The organism is Streptomyces sp. NPDC031340 (genome assembly GCF_055569945.1).
This window is the reverse complement of the sequence record NZ_JBVIIE010000027.1, coordinates 54,034-71,783: the sequence shown is the minus strand read 5'-3', so window position 1 is coordinate 71,783 and position 17,750 is coordinate 54,034. Positions and strand designations below refer to the sequence as shown.

17 protein-coding genes and 1 pseudogene are annotated in these 17,750 nt (G+C 74.9%); 11 read left to right on the top strand and 7 right to left on the bottom strand.

Translation table 11 applies throughout. The annotated features are described in order from the left end of the window. Nucleotides 1–36: 36 nt before the first annotated feature. Both ACZ5GT_RS22030 and ACZ5GT_RS22025 read left to right on the top strand, forming a co-directional pair. A complete protein-coding gene (locus ACZ5GT_RS22030; RefSeq protein ID WP_469027663.1) occupies nt 37–2,052 on the top strand; it encodes an NADPH-dependent 2,4-dienoyl-CoA reductase in 2,016 nt (671 codons plus the stop codon). A 33-nt stretch (nt 2,053–2,085) separates the two neighbouring features. After that, a complete protein-coding gene (locus tag ACZ5GT_RS22025; RefSeq protein WP_469027657.1) occupies nt 2,086–2,637 on the top strand; it encodes a PadR family transcriptional regulator in 552 nt (183 codons plus the stop codon). A gap of 96 nt (nt 2,638–2,733) precedes the next feature. On the opposite strand, the gene ACZ5GT_RS22020 is transcribed toward ACZ5GT_RS22025, so the two are convergent. Continuing rightward, nucleotides 2,734–3,300 (bottom strand): hypothetical protein, encoded by a 567-nt coding sequence (locus tag ACZ5GT_RS22020; protein ID WP_469027653.1) that lies wholly within the window; start codon nt 3,298–3,300, stop codon nt 2,734–2,736. Nucleotides 3,301–3,506: 206 nt separating this feature from the next. Next, nucleotides 3,507–4,514 (bottom strand): fibronectin type III domain-containing protein, encoded by a 1,008-nt coding sequence (locus ACZ5GT_RS22015; protein WP_469027650.1) that lies wholly within the window; start codon nt 4,512–4,514, stop codon nt 3,507–3,509. Nucleotides 4,515–4,875: 361 nt separating this feature from the next. On the opposite strand from ACZ5GT_RS22015, the gene ACZ5GT_RS22010 reads away from it, so the two are divergent. Continuing rightward, nucleotides 4,876–5,574: a glycoside hydrolase family 75 protein gene (locus ACZ5GT_RS22010; RefSeq protein ID WP_469027647.1), complete on the top strand. Its 699-nt coding sequence runs from the start codon at nt 4,876–4,878 to the stop codon at nt 5,572–5,574. A gap of 196 nt (nt 5,575–5,770) precedes the next feature. Here ACZ5GT_RS22010 and ACZ5GT_RS22005 read toward each other — a convergent pair whose 3' ends face one another. Genes ACZ5GT_RS22005 through dhaK form a run of 3 tightly spaced genes read right to left on the bottom strand, consistent with a single transcriptional unit; the run spans nt 5,771 to nt 7,820 of the window. Then, nucleotides 5,771–6,190: a PTS sugar transporter subunit IIA domain-containing protein gene (locus ACZ5GT_RS22005; protein WP_469027644.1), complete on the bottom strand. Its 420-nt coding sequence runs from the start codon at nt 6,188–6,190 to the stop codon at nt 5,771–5,773. Further along, complete coding sequence (gene dhaL, locus ACZ5GT_RS22000) at nt 6,183–6,782, bottom strand: dihydroxyacetone kinase subunit DhaL (RefSeq protein WP_469027641.1); 600 nt, start codon at nt 6,780–6,782, stop codon at nt 6,183–6,185. Before dhaL ends, ACZ5GT_RS22005 begins: the two co-directional genes overlap by 8 nt. Nucleotides 6,783–6,827: 45 nt before the next feature. Beyond that, nucleotides 6,828–7,820 (bottom strand): dihydroxyacetone kinase subunit DhaK, encoded by a 993-nt coding sequence (dhaK, locus tag ACZ5GT_RS21995; RefSeq protein WP_469027638.1) that lies wholly within the window; start codon nt 7,818–7,820, stop codon nt 6,828–6,830. 521 nt (nt 7,821–8,341) lie between these two features. On the opposite strand from dhaK, the pseudogene ACZ5GT_RS21990 reads away from it, so the two are divergent. Beyond that, a pseudogene (locus ACZ5GT_RS21990) lies at nt 8,342–8,497 on the top strand (arginine deiminase family protein); the annotation flags it as partial. A gap of 120 nt (nt 8,498–8,617) precedes the next feature. After that, nucleotides 8,618–9,541, top strand: coding sequence for a carbamate kinase (locus ACZ5GT_RS21985; RefSeq protein ID WP_469027635.1), 924 nt, complete (start codon nt 8,618–8,620; stop codon nt 9,539–9,541). A gap of 640 nt (nt 9,542–10,181) precedes the next feature. Here the strand turns inward: ACZ5GT_RS21985 and ACZ5GT_RS21980 are convergent. Together ACZ5GT_RS21980 and ACZ5GT_RS21975 are read right to left on the bottom strand one after the other, a co-directional pair. Continuing rightward, nucleotides 10,182–10,730 carry an Rv1733c family protein gene (locus tag ACZ5GT_RS21980; RefSeq protein ID WP_469027632.1) on the bottom strand — a complete coding sequence of 183 codons (549 nt, stop codon included), beginning with the start codon at nt 10,728–10,730 and terminating at the stop codon, nt 10,182–10,184. 207 nt (nt 10,731–10,937) lie between these two features. After that, nucleotides 10,938–11,330: an STAS domain-containing protein gene (locus ACZ5GT_RS21975; protein WP_469027629.1), complete on the bottom strand. Its 393-nt coding sequence runs from the start codon at nt 11,328–11,330 to the stop codon at nt 10,938–10,940. A 250-nt stretch (nt 11,331–11,580) separates the two neighbouring features. Here ACZ5GT_RS21975 and ACZ5GT_RS21970 point away from each other — a divergent pair, with 250 nt between their 5' ends. From ACZ5GT_RS21970 to ACZ5GT_RS21945, 6 genes are all read left to right on the top strand, one after another. Continuing rightward, nucleotides 11,581–12,651 (top strand): zinc-dependent alcohol dehydrogenase family protein, encoded by a 1,071-nt coding sequence (locus ACZ5GT_RS21970; protein WP_469027625.1) that lies wholly within the window; start codon nt 11,581–11,583, stop codon nt 12,649–12,651. A 31-nt stretch (nt 12,652–12,682) separates the two neighbouring features. Further along, complete coding sequence (locus ACZ5GT_RS21965; protein ID WP_469027622.1) at nt 12,683–13,354, top strand: helix-turn-helix domain-containing protein; 672 nt, start codon at nt 12,683–12,685, stop codon at nt 13,352–13,354. 132 nt (nt 13,355–13,486) lie between these two features. Beyond that, nucleotides 13,487–13,933, top strand: a complete 447-nt coding sequence (locus ACZ5GT_RS21960; protein ID WP_469027619.1) for a pyridoxamine 5'-phosphate oxidase family protein — start codon at nt 13,487–13,489, stop codon at nt 13,931–13,933. Nucleotides 13,934–14,168: 235 nt separating this feature from the next. Continuing rightward, entirely contained in the window at nt 14,169–15,053 is an 885-nt protein-coding gene (locus ACZ5GT_RS21955) for a universal stress protein (RefSeq protein ID WP_469027616.1), read from the top strand. 160 nt (nt 15,054–15,213) lie between these two features. Continuing rightward, nucleotides 15,214–15,831, top strand: coding sequence for a DoxX family membrane protein (locus tag ACZ5GT_RS21950; RefSeq protein ID WP_469027839.1), 618 nt, complete (start codon nt 15,214–15,216; stop codon nt 15,829–15,831). Nucleotides 15,832–16,743: 912 nt separating this feature from the next. Further along, nucleotides 16,744–17,622, top strand: a complete 879-nt coding sequence (locus ACZ5GT_RS21945; RefSeq protein WP_469027613.1) for a universal stress protein — start codon at nt 16,744–16,746, stop codon at nt 17,620–17,622. The last annotated feature ends 128 nt before the right edge of the window (nt 17,623–17,750 follow it).

Sequence of the window (17,750 nt, the reverse complement as noted above, 5' to 3'; positions counted from 1 at the left end):
TACAACTGAGGCACCACACCGCGCACGGAGGGCCCGATGAGCCGTTACCCGCACCTGCTGAGCCCGCTCGACCTCGGCTTCACCACACTCCCCAACCGCGTCCTGATGGGCTCCATGCACGTCGGCCTGGAGGAGGCCGAGGGCGGCTTCGAGCGCATGGCGGCGTTCTACGCCGAGCGCGCCCGCGGCGGAGTGGGCCTGATCGTCACCGGCGGCATCGCGCCCAACGAGGAGGGCCGGCCGTACGAGGGCGGCGCGAAGCTCACCACCGAGGCGGAGGCCGAGCGGCACCGCGTGGTCACCGAGGCCGTGCACCGCGAGGGCGGCCGGATCGCGATGCAGCTCCTGCACTTCGGCCGGTACGCCTACCACGCCGACCTGGTCGCGCCGAGCCCGCTCCAGGCCCCGATCAGCCCCTTCGTGCCGCGCGAGCTCACCGAGGCCGAGGTCGAGCGGACCGTCGAGGACTACGCCCGCGCCGCCCGCCTCGCCCGCACCGCCGGATACGACGGCGTCGAGATCATGGGCTCCGAGGGCTACCTCATCAACGAGTTCATCGCCGCGCGGACCAACCACCGCACCGACCGCTGGGGCGGCTCCTACGACAACCGCATGCGCTTCCCCGTCGAGATCGTCCGGCGGGTGCGCGAGGCCGTCGGCGAGGACTTCGTCATCATCTACCGGCTGTCCATGCTGGACCTGGTGCCGGGCGGGTCGTCGCTGGAAGAGGTGGTCACCCTCGCCAAGGCGGTCGAGGCGGCCGGGGCCACGATCATCAACACCGGCATCGGCTGGCACGAGGCCCGCATCCCCACCATCGCCACCTCGGTGCCGCGCGGCGCCTACACCTGGGTCACCAAGCGGCTCATGGGCGAGGTGTCCGTCCCGCTCGTCACCACCAACCGCATCAACACCCCCGAGGTCGCCGAGGAACTGCTCGCCTCGGGCTGCGCGGACATGGTGTCGATGGCCCGTCCGATGCTCGCCGACCCCGACTTCGTCGCCAAGGCCGCCGCCGGCACGCCCGAGGCCATCAACACCTGCATCGGCTGCAACCAGGCCTGCCTCGACCACACCTTCAGCGGCAAGATCACCTCCTGCCTGGTCAACCCGCGCGCCTGCCACGAGACCGAGCTGGTCCTCGCCCCGACCCGGCTGAAGAAGCGCGTCGCCGTCGTCGGCGCGGGCCCGGCCGGACTCGCCTGCGCGGTGGGCGCCGCCGAACGCGGCCACGACGTCACCCTGTTCGACGCCGGGAGCGAGATCGGCGGCCAGCTCAACGTCGCCCGCCGGGTCCCCGGCAAGCAGGAGTTCGACGAGACGCTGCGCTACTTCCGCCACCGGCTCGCCGCGGAGGGCGTCGACATACGGCTGGACACCTGGGTCTCCGCCGCGGACCTCACCGACTACGACGAGGTCGTCGTCGCCACCGGCGTCACCCCCCGCGTCCCCGACATCCCCGGCGTGGACCACCCCAGCGTGGTCGGCTACCTCGACGTCCTGCGCGACGGCGCGCCCGTCGGCGACCGCGTCGCGATCCTCGGCGCCGGCGGCATCGGCTTCGACGTCGCCGAGTTCCTCACCGACGCGGGCGACAAGGCGAGCGAGGACCCGGCGACGTACTTCCGCCACTGGGGCGTCGACATGGACTACCGCGCGCCCGGCGGGCTCACCGAACCCGAGCGGGCCGCCCCGCCGCGCACCGTCCACCTGCTGCAGCGCAAGACCAGCAAGGTCGGCGCCGGCCTCGGCAAGACCACCGGCTGGATCCACCGCACCGAGCTCAAGCACCGCGGCGTGACGATGGTTCCCGGCGTGCGCTACGACCGCATCGACGACGCCGGACTGCACGTCACCATCGGGGAGGAGAGCACCGTCCTGCCCGTCGACACGATCGTGCTGTGCACCGGCCAGGAACCGCGCCGCGACCTGTACGAGGAGCTGGTCGCCGCGGGCCGCACCGCGCACCTGATCGGCGGCGCCGACATCGCCGCCGAACTGGACGCCAAGCGCGCCGTCAAGCAGGGCACCGAGGTCGCGGCCGCCCTCTGATCCGGCGGGACCCGCCGTCCCTAGGATGACCTCATGTCACTCCCGCACGCGATCCTCACCGCCCTGCTGGAAAAGCCGTCCTCGGGGCTGGAGCTGACCCGCCGGTTCGACCGGTCGATCGGCTACTTCTGGTCGGCGACGCATCAGCAGATCTATCGCGAGCTGGGAAAGCTGGAGGCCGAGGGCCACATCCGGGCCCTGCCGTCCGAGCAGCCGGCCCGCGGGCAGAAGAAGCGCTACGAGGTGCTGCCCGCGGGCCGCGCCGAACTGGCCCGCTGGACCGCCGCACCGCAGGACCCGCGGCCGCTGCGCGACCCGCTGTTTCTGCGGCTGCGCGCGGCGGCCGTGGTGGGGACCGCGGGCCTGGAGGACGACCTGCGCCGCCATCTCGACCTGCACCGGCGGCAGTTGGCCGAGTACGAGGAGATCGAGAAGCGCGACTTCCCGCCCGGCAGGGACGGCGCCCAGGACCGGCTGCGGCACCTCGTGCTGCGCGCCGGCATCGACCTGGAGACCTTCTGGGCACAGTGGCTCACGCACGCCCTGGAGGAGTTCGCCGAACTGCCCGGCCCCCCGGCGGTATGAGCGCCGCCGGGGGCCCGGGCGTGCGGTCTCGGGCGTGCGGTGACAGTCGTGCGGTCCCGGCCGTGCGGACTCGGCCGTGCGGTGACCGTCGCGCGGTCACAGGCGGTGCGGCTTGGAACGGCGGCGCAGATACCAGCCGGTGGCGATGACGCCCGCGCCGACCAGGGCGCTGCCCACCCCCAGCGTCACCGGGCCGTAGTCCCGCACGGCGCCGCCGAGCCCGCCCATGACCCCGCGTGACGGCGAGGCCGTGGCCGTGGCCGAGATCGTCGGAGTGACGGTGGGAGTGGCGGCGGAGACGACGACGGACTGCGTGCCCGCGATGCTGTTGTCGAACGAGCACATGACGATCACGGTGTACGTGCCGGGGGCCACACCCTGCCAGGCCGCCGACTGCAGGGCGGTGTTGCCGGACAGCGCCACCTGCCGGCCCTGGGCGAAGCTCGTCTGGCCGCTGGTGAGCAGGGAGGCGGTGCCCAGGCTGCCGCTGCCGCTGGTCCGGGAGCAGGCGGTGGTCGTCACGGAGACCGTGGAGCCGCTGGTACTGACCGAGATTCCCGACCCCTGGGCCACGGCCGGACCGGCGGCCAGGGCGAGCGGGAGCGCGGCGGCGGCTGCCGCGGTCAGGAGCGAACGGGGAACGGGTGGCGTTGAGTTGCTCATGTCCACTGCCTTCCGGCGGCACGGTTGGCGGTACATCCCTTGCGCCGCCGAGGATCGGGGAACGCCCGTGCTGCCTTAACGGGAAGCCAACGTGCCCCGGCCGCCTCCCGCATGCGGACGGCCGCCGGGCGGGTGACGCGTCCCACCGTCCGGGTTACCCCCGCCGTCCTCCGCAGCCGTTCCGCGGGCCGGTCCTCAGGCCCCCGTCAGGGCCGCGTGGCGGGGCCGGGTCCCGTGGTCACCGACCGCTGCGCCGACCAGCCGCCCCAGGTGCCGTCGGGCAGTCCGGCCCGGATCCGCACCCGGTGGCCGACCCCGGCCTCCCGGCCCGCGTAGAAGCTGTAGGCCGCCCGGCCGTGCGGCGGGTCGCCGCCGAAGACCAGCGAGGTGGCCCTGCGGCCGTCGAGGCGGATCTCGTACCGCGTGACCGGGCCGTCGGTGCGCGGTGGGACCCAGCTCAGGTCGATGTAGTACGCCCCGCCGGCGCGGTGCGTGCCCGCGCGGAAGCCGGTGGGCGCGGTGGCCCGGCCGTCGTCGGAGCCGGGAGTGGTCAGGCGGACGGCGGCGCCGGGCGGTGAGACGTTGCCGGCCGCGTCGCGGGCCCGCACGCTGAAGGAGTAGCGGGTGCCCGGCCGCAGTCCGGTGACCACGGCCGCCCGTTGGCCACCGCCCACGCTGTGGATCTTCGCGCCGCCCTGCCAGACGTCGTACGACACCACGCCACGGTCGTCCCTCGACGCGGACCAGGACAGCTGGACCGCCCGGCTGCCCGCCGTGCGGCCCCGGGTGCGGCCCGGCCTGGTCGGCGGCGTGGCGTCCGACGCCACGGCCGCGGGGGTCCTCGCCCGCACCGCCCTGCTGGGCGGCCCGAGCCGCCCCGCTGCGTCGCGGGCCCGCACGGTGAACACGTACGTGGTGGACGGCCTGAGCCTGGTGACGTCCACCATGTGCGCGGACCCCGGCACCCGCGCCGCCCTGGTGGCGCCCCGGTACACCTCGTAGGCGCGGATGCCGGGATCCGCGGGCACCGCGTTCCACATGACGTGCACGCTGGTGGCGCTGCCCGCCGTGGCGGTGACGCCGCCGGGCGCGCCGGGGAGCCGGTCCTCGTCGCCGGCGCCGCCCCGGCCGCAGGACGCGACCGGCGCCAGAACGGCGCACAGGACGGCGCACAGGGCGAGCAGGCGGCACGGGAGAACGGCGGCGCGACGCACGGCTGTGCCTCCCGGGGCGGTACGGCGGCAATGGTCCGGACCAATATGGCGTCGCGGGTGGGACCGCGGCAAGAGGCCGTCGTTGGCCGATGACCACGGGAGTTACGTATGCTGAAGCTCCTCACGGCGAACTTCCCCTGAGGGCTGGGGAGTTCTCGCCGGTGGCGCGGGCCGCTGTCGTCGCTGATCCCGCGCCGGACGCGGGCGGCCGGGCAGCCGGAGCCGACGCAGGCTCAGGCGCCCGGCCCCTGTCCGGTTACAGGGTTGCACCATACGGCCCCCCAGCGGTGGCCGCGCGCGGGGAAGGTCATCAGAGTGGGCCGGGTGTCTGTCAGTGTCCCCCAGGAGAGGCTTCCCCATCGTGCGTGTCCAGTCGCTGACGCTGGCCGCGGCAAGCGCCGCCCTGCTCGCCCCGACGGTTCCCCCGGCCGCCGCCCACCACCGCGTCCAGCAGACGCCGGCGGCGTGGCGGCACACCCCGGTCACCGCCGCAGCCCTGCTGGCCAGGGCGCGCCCCTGCGTCCAGGTCTCCCGGGGCCGCTACCGCAGTGACGCGGGCCGGCCGGCGAACATCCGGGTGTGCGGCACCCGCGACGCGGTCTACTGGAAGGCCGACCTCGACATCGACTGCGACGGGCGCCCCGGCCCGCGCTGCAACAGCGACACCGATCCCGCCTTCTCCACCGCCACCGCCTTCACGCAGTCCGACGGCCGTCACCTGAGCGCCGAACGCCTGCCGTACATCGTGGTGCCCGCCGCCAGCCGCATCTGGGACCACCGCAGGCACGGCATCCGCGGCGGGTCGGTCGCCGCCGTCGTCTACCGCGACCGCGTGCAGTACGCGGTGGTGGGCGACATCGGCCCCGAGGGCATCATCGGCGAGGCGTCCTACGCCACCGCCGCGGGCCTCGGCATCCGCCCGGACCCGCGGGGCGGGGGCGTGTCCTCCGGGGTCACCTACATCGTCTTCAAGCGGACGCTCGCACGTCCCATCCAGAGCCGCGGGGCGGCCGTGACGGCGGGGGAGCGGCTGGCCCTGAAGTTCATGACCGGCCGGTGACGCGGCAGACAGTCCCCGGGGCCGTCCGGCGGCCGGCAGGACCGCGCCGTCGACGCCGTCGGCCGCGTCCGAGGCGAGGAACACGACGGCGGCGGCCCGCTCCTCGGGCGGCCGGCCCGGGGAGCGTCCTGAGCCCCCGGCCCGCCTCCGCTGTCGCTGCCGTGCGCGGACCGCGCCGCGGCCGTGTGGCGGTCCGTCAGACCTTCCGGTACGTGTACGCCTCCGCGGCCGCCGCCGCCACCGCGTCGAGGCCGGCGCCCGTCGCCGCGGTGACCACGGCGGCCACCGCGCCCTCCACGAACGGGGCGTCCACCAGGCGTGTGCCGTCCGGGAGTTCGTCGCCCTCCGCGAGCAGCGCCTTGACGGTGAGGACCGCGCTGCCCAGGTCGGTCAGCACCGCGACGCCGGCTCCGCGGTCCACGGACGCGGCCGCCGCGGCGATCAGTTCCGCGCTCGTGCCCAGACCGCCGCCCTCGGTGCCGCCCGCCGCCGCGACCGGCACCGACGCCGCCCCGCCCGCGAGGCCCTTCGCCAGCTCCGCCACGGCCGCCGCCACCTCCGCGCTGTGCGACACCAGTACGATGCCGACCGCCTTCGCGTCCTTCTCCTCACTCACCGGCGGCCTCCGCGAGCCCCGCGACGAGCAGCGCCGACGACGTGGCGCCGGGATCCTGGTGGCCGATGCTGCGTTCACCCAGATAGCTCGCCCGGCCCTTGCGGGCCTGCATCGGCGTCGTCGCCAGCGCCCCCTCCTCCGCGGCGGACCGCGCCACGGCGAAGCCGTCGCCGAGGGCGTCCACGGCCGGCACCAGCGCGTCGATCATGGTCTTGTCGCCCGGCGCCGCGCCCCCGAGCGCCATGACCGCGTCCACCCCGGCCCGCAGTGCCTCGGTCAACCGCGCCTCGCTCACCTCCGCGACGTCCCCGAGCGCCTTGCCGGTCCGGCGCAGCAGTGTGCCGTACAGCGGCCCCGACGCGCCGCCGACCGTGGAGATCAGCTGCCGCCCGGCGAGCACGAGGACCGCGCCCGGCGTGTCCGGGGCCTCCTTCTCCAACGCGACGACGACGGCCTTGAACCCGCGCTGCAGATTGCTGCCGTGGTCGGCGTCGCCGATGGGGGAGTCGAGGGCGGTGAGCCGTTCCGCCTCGCGGTCCACGGACGCGGCGGTGACCGTCATCCAGCGGCGGAAGAAGTCGGCGTCGAGCACGGGATCTCCTTGCGTGGTAGATGGGTCGGCGCGGGGCGTCGCCGGTCATATACCCCAGCGCAGCGCCGGGGTGCGGACCGGCGCGTCCCACAGCCTGAGCAGTTCCTCGTCGACCTGGCACAGGGTCACCGAGGCGCCCGCCATGTCGAGGGAGGTGACGTAGTTGCCGACGAGTGTGCGGGCGACGGCGACGCCACGCTCGGCTAGCACTCGCTGCACCTCGGCGTTGAAGCCGTACAGCTCGAGCAGCGGAGTGGCGCCCATGCCGTTGACCAGGACCAGCACGGGGTTGCGCGGGGGGAGGTCGTCCAGCACGGCGTGCACGGCGAAGTCGGCGATCTCGCGCGAGGTCATCATCGCCCGCCGCTCCCGGCCGGGTTCGCCGTGGATGCCGACGCCCAGCTCCAGCTCGCCGGCCGGCAGGTCGAAGGTCGGGCTGCCCTTGGCCGGCGTGGTGCAGGCGGTGAGCGCCACGCCGAAACTGCGCGCGTTGTCGTTGACCTGCCGGGCGATCGCCTCCACCCGCTCCAGCGGCTGCCCCTCGTCCGCGGCGGCGCCCGCGATCTTCTCCACGAACAGCGTCGCCCCGGTGCCGCGCCGCCCGGCCGTGTAGAGGCTGTCGGTCACCGCCACGTCGTCGTTGACGAGCACCTTGGCGACCTGGATGCCCTCGTCCTCGGCGAGTTCGGCCGCCATGTCGAAGTTGAGCACGTCACCGGTGTAGTTCTTCACCACGAACAGCACCCCCGCGCCGCTGTCCACGGCCGCCGCCGCCCGCACCATCTGGTCCGGCACCGGAGACGTGAACACCTCGCCCGGGCACGCCGCCGAGAGCATCCCGGGGCCCACGAACCCGCCGTGCAGCGGCTCGTGCCCGGACCCGCCGCCGGAGACCAGGGCGACCTTCCCGGCCACCGGAGCGTCCCGCCGTACGATCACGCGGTTCTCCACGTCGACGGTCAGCTCGGGGTGGGCGGCCGCCATGCCCCGCAGCGCGTCCGCGACCACGGTCTCAGCGACGTTGATCAGCATCTTCATGGAAATCTCCTAGTGGGCTGACGTCGGTGACGCGGTGTCAGCCCTTCGGTGGATCGACGGCATGCCGGCTGGAGTCCTACAGAGGCAGTATCGGCCTTGCGGCTGTCAAGGTCACGTGAGGCGAGCCCGAGCGAGCCGGTGACGGGCACGGCCGCCCGGCGGTGCGCGGACGAGCCGTCACACTGTTGAAACGCCATACATCGGCACAGTGTTTTGACACTGTGATGTGCGATTGTCGTGGCAGCGGTATGCGACCGGCCAGGTGATCACCGTCGACGGCGGGCTGGAACTCATCTGACGCAGCGCGGGACAGGGGCCGGGCGGCCGTGCGCCCCGGGACCAACGGGCACGTCCGGGGACCTGCGGCCACTCACCCGGCCCGGTCCCGGGCAGCAGGATCGTTCTCGCCAGGCACACCCGCAGCGACCAGCACAGGGAGCACAGCCATGTCCTGCGACGCCGCTCCCGAGCCCGTCCTCGGCGGCGCCGCGGGCACACTGGAAGGCGGCGACGTCCACGTCCTCGCCCCCGGCGTCGTCGTCGGCTGCGAGCGCAACGTCACCACCAACACCTGCCTGCGCAAGCAGGGCATCGAGATCGTCACCATCGCCGGCGCCGAGCTCGGCCGCGGACGCGGCGGACCGCGCTGCATGAGCTGCCCCGTCGAACGCGACCCGGCCGTCTGCCGAAGGGGGCACTCCATGAACGCCGACCTCACGTCCACCGTCTCCGACCAGACCGAGAACCGGCCGCACACCGTCAAGGCCGCGCCCGTGGCCACTGTGGAGGGCTGAACCATGCGTATCGTCGTCGCGCTCGGCGGCAACGCCCTGCTGCACCGGGGGGAACGCCCCGACGCGGAGATCCAGACGGCCAACATCGTCCGGGTGGCCACCGCGATCGCCGCGCTCGCCCAGGACAACGAGCTGGTGATCACCCACGGCAACGGCCCCCAGATCGGCATGCTGGCGGTGGAGAGCGCGAGCGACCACGCCCTGAGCGCCCCCTATCCGCTGGACCTGCTCGGCGCCCAGACCCAGGGCATGATCGGCTCCCTGCTGGTGCGGGCCCTGCACGACGCGCTGCCCGGCCGCAAGATCGCCTCGGTGGTCACCCACACCCTGGTGCGGGCCGACGACCCCGCCTTCGCCCGGCCCGACAAGTTCGTCGGCCAGGTGTACTCGCGCGAGCACGCCCGTGCACTGGCCAGGGAGCACGGCTGGCACATCGCCGAGGACACCGGCGGCTGGCGCCGGGTGGTCCCCTCACCGTCGCCCGAGCGGTTCCTGGAGACGCCGACCATCCACGACCTGCTCGCCTGCGACACGCTGGTCGTGTGCGCCGGCGGCGGGGGCGTCCCCGTCGTCGCCGACCGGGTCACCGGGGGGCTCAGCGGCGCGGAGGCCGTCGTCGACAAGGACCTCACCGCCGCCCTGCTCGCCGAGGACCTCAAGGCCGACTTCCTGCTGATCCTCACCGACGTGCCGTGCGTCTACGCCGGTTTCGGCACCCCCGAACAGCGGCCCCTCCTCGACGTCACCCCCACCGAGCTGCGCCGCGGCGGCTTCCACGCCGGGTCCATGGGGCCCAAGGCCGAGGCCGCCGCCCGCTTCGTCGCCCGCACCGGCGGGCTGGCCGCCATCGGCGCCCTGGACGCCGCGTACGAGATCGTGCACGGCCGCTCCGGCACGCTGGTCCGCCCGGACCTGACGGTGAGCTGAACCTGACGGTGAGCTGAACCTGGCGGTGAGTCGAAGCGGACGCGGGTCTGACTGCGGTCCGCGGGGCCACCGGGTGGCGGGGCCCCGAACGCGAGCGCGCCCGCCGCGTGCGGGGCGGCCGGCTCGCGCCCGAGCCCGCAGCGTGGTCCCCGGCGTCGTCCGGCCGGTGGGCATGCGGGCGGTCACCGGCTGGTGCCGGTCGCGGGCGTGCGTGCCCGGGCGGCACCGGCACCGTGTCCGTCTCGGCCGGCCGACGCGGCCTGGCCTCCTCGGCCCGCACGGCGGGATCGTCACCCCATCGCGCTTGACCATCACCGGTCGGCCGTCGTCCGGGGTCACTTCGGCGAGCGCGGCGGACCGGCGGCGCTCGTCGCACACAGCCCAACCAGTGACGCCCGCCGCCACGGCGGCGGGCCCGTTACTGGCCGCGGCCGCGGTACGGGGCCGTGCGGCCGTGGTACGGGTCGTGCGGTGCGGGGTCATGCGGTCGCGTGGTGCGGGCGTGCGGTCGCGCAGGCACCAGGAAGCCCGTGCCTCGCGGGGGCGGAGGCACGGGCTGAGGGGTTCTCGGCCGGAGGTGGGGTGGTGGGGGTCGGCCGGGCCGGGGCCCGGCTGATGGGCCGGGGTGGGGGCGTGGTGGTCAGCCGGTCTTGTGGCCCCAGGTGGGGCCGACCAGGTCCCATTCCTTGCCCCACTCCTCGAAACGCTTGCGGTCGAGGCGCCAGCGGGCCAGCGCGCCCGCGCCGAAGACGGCGCCCGCGACGGCCAGCCCGGCGGCCCCGCCCAGCAGGCCCGCCTCGAGACGGGCCTCCGTGGGCCCGGGCGGCTGGGTGGTGAGTGCGTCCCGGGAGTCCAGCCAGACCACGACCCGGGCACCGGCCTGCTGACCGGCGTCCACCAGGGTCCTGCCGGTGCGGGTGGCGCCGTCCGCCGTCGTCCAGCGGACCCGGGCCGAGACCCGCTCGGCCGTCACCCCGGCCGGCGAGCCGCTCGGTACGTCGGCGAGCAGGACGGCGCGGGTGGAGTGCCGTTCCGCACGCTGCTGGGCGAGCACGTCACCGGCGGCACCGGCCGTGACCATCCCGGCGACGGCTCCGCCGATGGCGATGACCGCCCACACGGCGAGCACGATCCATGCCTCGACGATGTCCTCGTGGCGTCGCAGCGGATTGCTCCGGAACCGCCACAACCTCTTCCTTCCAGACCTGCCGCCCATTGTCCTGCCCCTCCTCCTCGTGGTCACGGCACGACGGTGACACCCGGCGGGGCGTGCGGGGATGGGCCGGTCAGGCGCCTTCGGGGGTCCGACCGGGACCCACCTCCCCGCGGCGCTGGGCCGTTCAGCCCCCAGCCACCGGTCGCCGGTCGCCGGCCGTCGGCCGCCGGCTCTCAGCTCTCAGCCCGCGGCGGCGGACAGGCCCACCGGCTCCGGCTCGGGCGTGAGGGCCTCGGACATGCGGGTACACACGTGGAAGGCGCCCGCCAGGCCGACGGGACGCAGCAGTCGAAGGAAGCCGGGATCGTCGGAGACCAGCCGCAGCCGGCCGTGCCGCGCCAGGACGCGGTTGCGCACCCGGCAGAGCACTCCCAGTCCGGAGCAGTCGATGAAGGACACCGCCCGCAGGTCCACCACCACGTCGGGGCCGGGCCGCGCCGTCAGCGCGTCGAACCGGGCCGACAGGGACGGCGTCACGAGCAGGTCGATCTCGCCGCGCAGCGCCACGACGGTCGTCCCGGCGACAGTGCGCACGGTGGGGTCCGGCGTGCGGTTGGAGTGGGTTTCGGCCATGGTCGTAGCGAAGCTGTCCGGGGCCCGCGCGGGGAAGTGCCGATCGGCCCACCGCGTCGCGCCGGGACTGGGCCGGACGGGCAGAACCGGGCCGGTAAGGATCCGTCCGGCGGCGCCCGCAGGGCCGACCGGCCCAAGCGGGCAGGGCCGTGGCGGCCCAAGCTGAAGCTGCGGGGCAATCCCGGCGCCGCACCGGCATCCGGTGACCCCGGACTCACGGGCCCGGGGAACCGAGGAGGGAAAGATCGCCATGAAGGGCTATGTCTTCCACGGCCCCGGCCAGTCCTCCTGGGAGGACGTCCCGGACCCCGGCATCCAGGAGGCGACCGACGCCATCGTCCGCGTCGACGCCGTCACCATCTGCGGCACGGACCTGCACATCCTCAAGGGCGACGTGCCCGAGTGCCCGCCCGGTACCGTCCTCGGCCACGAGGCGGTCGGCGAGGTCGTCGAGACCGGCAGCGACGTGCGCACCGTACGGCCGGGGGACCGGGTCCTGGTCTCCTGCATCAGCGCCTGCGGACGCTGCGCCTACTGCCGAACGGGGATGTACGGCCAGTGCCGGGGCGGCGGGGGCTGGATCCTCGGCCACCTGATCGACGGCACCCAGGCCGAGTACGTCCGCGTGCCCTACGCCGACCTGTCCGTGCACGCGCTGCCCAGCACGCTGGACGCCACCCAGGCGGTGCTCCTGGCGGACATCTTCCCCACCGCCTACGAGGTGGGCGTCCTCAACGGGAAGGTGCGGCCCGGCGACACCGTCGCCGTGGTCGGGGCGGGCCCGGTCGGACTGGCCGCGATCGCCACCGCCCGGCTGTTCAGCCCCGAGCGTATCGTCGCCGTCGACCTGGCCCCCGCCCGGCTGGACGCGGCCAAGCAGCTCGGCGCCGACGCCGTGGCCGACGCCCGCGAGGCGCCCGAGCAACTGATCGCCGACCTCACCGACGGACTCGGCGCCGACGTCGTCATCGAGGCCGTCGGCCTCCCGGCGACCTTCGAGATGAGCACGCGCATGGTGCGCCCCGGCGGGCACGTCGCCAACGTCGGCGTGCACGGCAGCCCCGCGACGTTGCACCTGGAAGACCTGTGGATCAAGAACGTGACCATCACCACCGGCCTGGTCGACACCAACACCACGCCGACCCTGCTGCGCATGGCGGCAGCCGGCCGGCTGCCCGTGCAGGCGCTGGTCACCCACACCTTCCCGATGCACGAGATGCAGGAGGCGTACGACGTCTTCGCGCGGGCCGCGGACACCGGCGCCCTCAAGGTGGTGCTCGGTGAGGAGAGCCATGAGACCGTCGCCGTCCGGACGGCATGACACCGGACTTGACCGGAAGGAGTGACGGGGAATGACAGCAGCGGGTCCCGGCGCGCCGAACGCCCTCGCGGCGGGCGACCTCGGGCGCCGTCTCGCACGGAGGCGCAACCGGCTCGGGCTCAGCCGCGAGGAGACGGCCGCCCGGGCCGGCGTGGCCCCCGGCTACCTCCAGTACCTGGAGGAGCAGCCGGCCGCCGCACCGGGCACCGGCACCCTGCTGAGGCTCGCGGAGGTCCTCGGCACCACCATCACTGAGCTCACCGGCGGCGAGGCCGACACGCCGCCCGGCCCCGGCCGGGCGGCCCGCCACGCGGAGTTCACCGAACTCAGCGTCCAGGAGTGCCGCGCACTGCTGTCCACGCACGGCGTGGGACGCGTCGCGGTGCCCACCGTCGAGGGACCCCTCGTGGTCCCCGTCAACTACAGCCTGGTCGACGGCGCGATCGTCTTCAGCACCTCGCCCGGCACCGTTCCGGCGCAGGCGGCCGGCTGCCGGGTGGCCTTCGAGGTCGACCGCATCGACGACGTCTTCAGCCAGGGCTGGAGCGTGCTGGTCCGCGGCCTGGCCCGGACCGTGACCGAACCGGACGAGGTGCGCCGGCTGGTCGAGGGCTCCTACAGCGAACCCTGGGCCGGCGGGCGGCGCGAGGTGTGGGTGCGCATCGAGCTGCTCGCTCTGACCGGGCGCCGGATCACCGTGTGACCGTGTGAAAGGGCTGTTGTCCACCCTGGTCGGGACCCATGGCCCTAAGCCTGCGGTCCCGGCCGACACATGATGGACCTGTCCCGATACCGCCGCACAGAGCGGTCCCCACGCGCTGAAAGACGGGCGGCCATGTACCCCAACGACGGATTCCGCGAACTCGATCGGCAGGAGTGCCTGCGTCTGCTGGCGAAGGTCCCCGTCGGCCGTATCGTCCACACGCGCAAGGCCCTGCCGGCGGTGCTGCCGGTGAACTTCTGCCTCGACGGGGACGGCGCCGTGCTGCTGCGCACCTCGGCGGCCTCCGAACTGGTCCGGGCGATCGACCAGGCGGTCGTCGCGTTCGAGGCGGACGAGGTCGACGCGGCCGCCCACTCCGGCTGGAGCGTCGTCGTCACCGGACGGGCCGCCGTGGTCACCGACCCCGCGCGGCACGAGAGCCTGGCCCGCACCGGTCCCCGCTCCTGGGTGGCCTCACCGCGTGAGGTCTTCGTCCGCATCGAGCCGGAGCTGGTGACCGGACGCGAACTGGTCGCCGGACGCACCCTGTACGGCGTCGACCTCGACATCCCCGCCTGAGCGCCTGAGCGCGCCCCCCGGCCCGGCCCGGGACCGTACGGCCCCCTCACAAGGGGCCGTACGGCATGTCCGCCGGATCCCGCGGGCCCTGCCCCCCGGCGCCCCCGGGCCGCGAGCATCGGACCCGTAGCCGCAGCGGGATTCCCGCGAGCCGTCCGGCCGGGCACGAGCCCCGGTTCCGGCGGCCCCTTCCCGCCGGACGAGAAGACAACGGCACCAGAAGGGAAACGGGACAATGACACTCCACCACGTGGTCGTCGGCGTGGACGGCACGCCGGCCGCCGTACGGGCTCTGGACCTGGCCGCGGACGACGCCGCGCGGCGCTCCGCCGAACTGCGCGTCGTCTACGCGGTGCCCGACCGCGACGAGGCGGGACCGATCCTGGCGTCGGCCGCCGCGCGGGTCCGCGAACGCCACCCCGGCCTGCGGGTCGTCACCACGGCCGCGCAGGGCGGCGCCCCCCGGGAACTGGCCGCCGAGAGTGAGGGCGCCGCCCTCACCGTCGTCGGCACCCGCGGCTTCGGCGGGGTCACCGGGACGCTGTTCGGCTCGGTGAGCCAGCGGCTGGCCGCGCAGGTGCACGGGCCCCTGATGATCGTCCGCGGGGACCACGTCTGCCACCCGGAGACCGCGGGGACCGCGTCGGCCGACGGGGGCGAGCGGCTCGGCACCGGCCACGAGGTGCTCCTCGGACTGCAGGACGACACCGACGTCACCGCGGCCGCCTTCGCGTTCGAGGAGGCGGAGCGCCGCGGCGTGTGGCTGCGCGTCCTGCACTCCTGGGAGCACCCGCACGTCACCCCGGAACTGCCGTCGCTGGTCCCGGCGACGAGCCCCGGCCAGCGGCGCATGGCGCAGCAGGACCGGGCGGAGGAGGCGGTGGCCCGCTTCAGCCTCGCCCGGCTGCAGGAACAGCACCCCACGGTGGGCGTCGACGCCCGCACGGTGCGCTCCGGCGCCGCCCAGGCGCTGCTGGAGGCCACCCGCGAGGCCGCCGTCGTCGTGATCGGCTCGCACGGTCGCGCCGGCCGGCTCGGCCCCCACCTGGGCACGGTCGCGCACACCCTGCTGCACCACGCCCACTGCCCCGTGGTGCTGGTCCCCGCGACGGACCGGTGACGGGCGCTGTGCCGGGCCCCAACTGGTCCGGCACAGGGGGCCGTTCGGACTGTGCGGTCAGGCCTTGCAGCCCCTGCGGCAGCCGCCTCGGCCGCGAGACATTGAAGGTGCAACAAGGGCTCGGAAAGCCCGAGTGACACTCTCGGAGGGGATGAAGATCATGGCAGTCCACAACCACCCGCAGCGTCTTCACGGGTTCCACTTCTCGTTCCAGCGCAAGGCCGCGACCGCTCCGCAGACCGTGGACACCGCGGCGTCGACGGCGACCGTGGCGCACGCTCTCGCCGGGCTGCGGCTGCTGACCGGCTTCGTCTTCCTCTGGGCGTTCCTGGACAAGACCTTCGGCTTCGGCTACGCCACCCCGTCCGGCAAGGGCTGGATCGACGGCGGCTCGCCCACCAAGGGCTTCCTGAGCTCGGTGGCGGTCGGCCCGATGGAGTCGACGTTCCACGACTGGGCCGGCGCCGGCTGGGCGGACTGGCTGTTCATGCTCGGCCTGCTGGGCATCGGCGTGGCGCTGATCTCGGGACTGGCCCTGCGTCTCGCGGCGGTGGCGGGCACGCTGATGATGGCCTTCATGTGGATCGCGGAATGGCCGCCGGCCAAGCAGCTCTCGGACGGGTCGCTGAGCATGTCGACCAACCCGTTCACCGACTACCACGTCATCTACGCCGCCGTGCTGATCGCCCTGGCGGCGGCGGGCGCCGGCGCCACCTGGGGCCTGGGCAAGGTGTGGGCGCGGCTGCCCTTCGTCAGCCGTAACCGCTGGCTCCTCTGACCGCTCGATGCGCACCGAACCGGGGCGCCGCCGCTGAGGGAACACCCCCAGCGGCGGCGCCCTCCGCATGCCCGCCCGCACGTGCCACCGCGCCGCGCGGGATGCGGTGTCCCATGGGCCGAGGCACCGCAGCCGGGTCGGGGTGTCGCGTTGCGCGGCCCCGGCCGCCCCGGGGCTGCGGCGTCGTACGGGCTGCCGTGTCGCACGGGGTGGCGCGTCACATGGGCCGTGGCGTCGCGTACGGAGTCGGTGCCGGGGAAACCCCGGGGCTCGTGCCGCTGCGGCGCATGGGCCGCAGCGCCGCGTCGGCTGCTGCGCCGCACGGTCCGCTGCGTCGCGCGGCATGTGCTGTCCCACGGGCCGCCGCGCCGCGCCGGGGCGCCGTCTCGTGTCGCTCCGGCCGCCCCTGGGCGCGAAGTTACCGCGTCGTACGGGGTGGCGCGTCACGTGGGTCGTCCTGTTGCGTGGACCGTCGGGCACGGGATGCCTCGGGGCGCGGGTCGGCTGCGCCTCTGCCGCCGCGCCGCGCGTGCCCCGAGGGATGTCGTGTTCCAGGGCAACGGCACCGCGTCGGGCCGGAGCGCCCTGCTGGGGCGCAGTGTTGTGCCGCCCCGGCCGCACCCGGGTGCGGTGCTGCCGCGTCGTAGGGGATGCCGGGTCGCGCGGGGTGGCGCGTTGCGTGAGCCGTCGCTGTGCGGGATGCCCCGGGGCGCGTGCCGCGGCGCCGCACCGGGCCGAAAGATCCGCGCCAGGTCGCAGCGGCGCGGCGCCGCGTGCGGGGGCATCGCGTCGTGCGGGCCGCCCTTCCGGGGGGCGTCACGGGACCCTCAGGGGTCACTCGGGGACCAGTGGACCTGTCCGGGGCGGGGGGCGGGGCAGCACAGTGGGGTCGGACACCAAGGAGGCCCGATCATGTTCCGCACCGTCACCGTCGGCCTGGACGGCTCGCCCGAGAGCCTCGCCGCCGCCGACTGGGCAGCCAGGGAAGCCCGGTTGCGGGCGGCCGCGCTGCGCGCCGTGTACGCCGGAGAGCAACAGCCCTCCGACTACGTGCCGTTCGCGGGGGAGGCGGTCGCCCGGCCCGACGAGGACCGCACCGAGCGGATGCTGCGGGAGGTCCGGGCGTCGCTGACCCACCGCCACCCCGGCTTGGACGTCACCGCCGAACGGCTCGCCGGCCGGCCCGCCGCCGCCCTGGTGGAGGCAGCCGGGGAGACCGGCCTGCTGGTCCTCGGATCACGCGGGCTGGGCCGGGCCGCCGGTCACCTGCTCGGGTCCGTCGCCTCGGCCGTGACGGGCCGGGCCGACGGACCCGTGGTGCTCGTGCGGGCCGGTGCCGAGGCCCCGGACGAGCACCGGCCGGACCCGGACGGCACCCCCTCGGCGGCCACCCCCTACCGCGACGTCGTCCTCGGCGTCGAGCTGGCCGACCGCACCGGCGACGCCGTGCTGGAGTTCGCCTTCGACGCCGCCCGGCGCCGCGCGACCGGCCTGCGCGTGGTCCACGGCCACCGGCTGCCGTCGCACGCCGGCACGTCCGCGCGGCCGGAGGACGGGCTGGAGAGCCTGCTGCGGCCCTGGCGGGAGAAGTTCCCCGACGTCGAGGTCACCGAGGAGACCGTGGTCGGACACGCGGGAGCGCACCTCGTCGACGCCTCGCGGGACGCCTCCCTGATCGTGATCGGCCGCAGGAACCGCCGAAGCGCGACCGCCGCCCGCCAGGTCGGCCCGGTCACCCACGAGGTGCTCCGCCACGCGGTCGCCCCGGTGGCCGTGGTGCCCCACGACTGAGACGACCGAAGAGGACACCGGCCGCGGCCGCCTGACCGTCGTGCGGCACGCCGAGCGTCGGACGAGCGGTCGCGGAGGTGTCGCGGATCGCGGATCGCGGGGTCGTGCGGGCGGACCGTGGCCCGCCG

Excerpts from the sequence above, each read along its gene's own strand:
- ACZ5GT_RS21985 (WP_469027635.1), top strand. The coding sequence starts at position 8,618 with ATGCGTATCGTCGTCGCGCTCGGCGGCAACGCCCTGCTGCACCGGGGG.
- dhaK (WP_469027638.1), bottom strand. The coding sequence starts at position 7,820 with ATGAAGATGCTGATCAACGTCGCTGAGACCGTGGTCGCGGACGCGCTG.
- ACZ5GT_RS21975 (WP_469027629.1), bottom strand. The coding sequence starts at position 11,330 with ATGGCCGAAACCCACTCCAACCGCACGCCGGACCCCACCGTGCGCACT.
- ACZ5GT_RS21970 (WP_469027625.1), top strand. The coding sequence starts at position 11,581 with ATGAAGGGCTATGTCTTCCACGGCCCCGGCCAGTCCTCCTGGGAGGAC.
- ACZ5GT_RS21945 (WP_469027613.1), top strand. The coding sequence starts at position 16,744 with ATGTTCCGCACCGTCACCGTCGGCCTGGACGGCTCGCCCGAGAGCCTC.
- ACZ5GT_RS22025 (WP_469027657.1), top strand. The coding sequence starts at position 2,086 with ATGTCACTCCCGCACGCGATCCTCACCGCCCTGCTGGAAAAGCCGTCC.
- ACZ5GT_RS21950 (WP_469027839.1), top strand. The coding sequence starts at position 15,214 with ATGGCAGTCCACAACCACCCGCAGCGTCTTCACGGGTTCCACTTCTCG.
- ACZ5GT_RS21955 (WP_469027616.1), top strand. The coding sequence starts at position 14,169 with ATGACACTCCACCACGTGGTCGTCGGCGTGGACGGCACGCCGGCCGCC.
- ACZ5GT_RS22020 (WP_469027653.1), bottom strand. The coding sequence starts at position 3,300 with ATGAGCAACTCAACGCCACCCGTTCCCCGTTCGCTCCTGACCGCGGCA.
- ACZ5GT_RS22030 (WP_469027663.1), top strand. The coding sequence starts at position 37 with ATGAGCCGTTACCCGCACCTGCTGAGCCCGCTCGACCTCGGCTTCACC.
- ACZ5GT_RS21960 (WP_469027619.1), top strand. The coding sequence starts at position 13,487 with ATGTACCCCAACGACGGATTCCGCGAACTCGATCGGCAGGAGTGCCTG.
- ACZ5GT_RS21965 (WP_469027622.1), top strand. The coding sequence starts at position 12,683 with ATGACAGCAGCGGGTCCCGGCGCGCCGAACGCCCTCGCGGCGGGCGAC.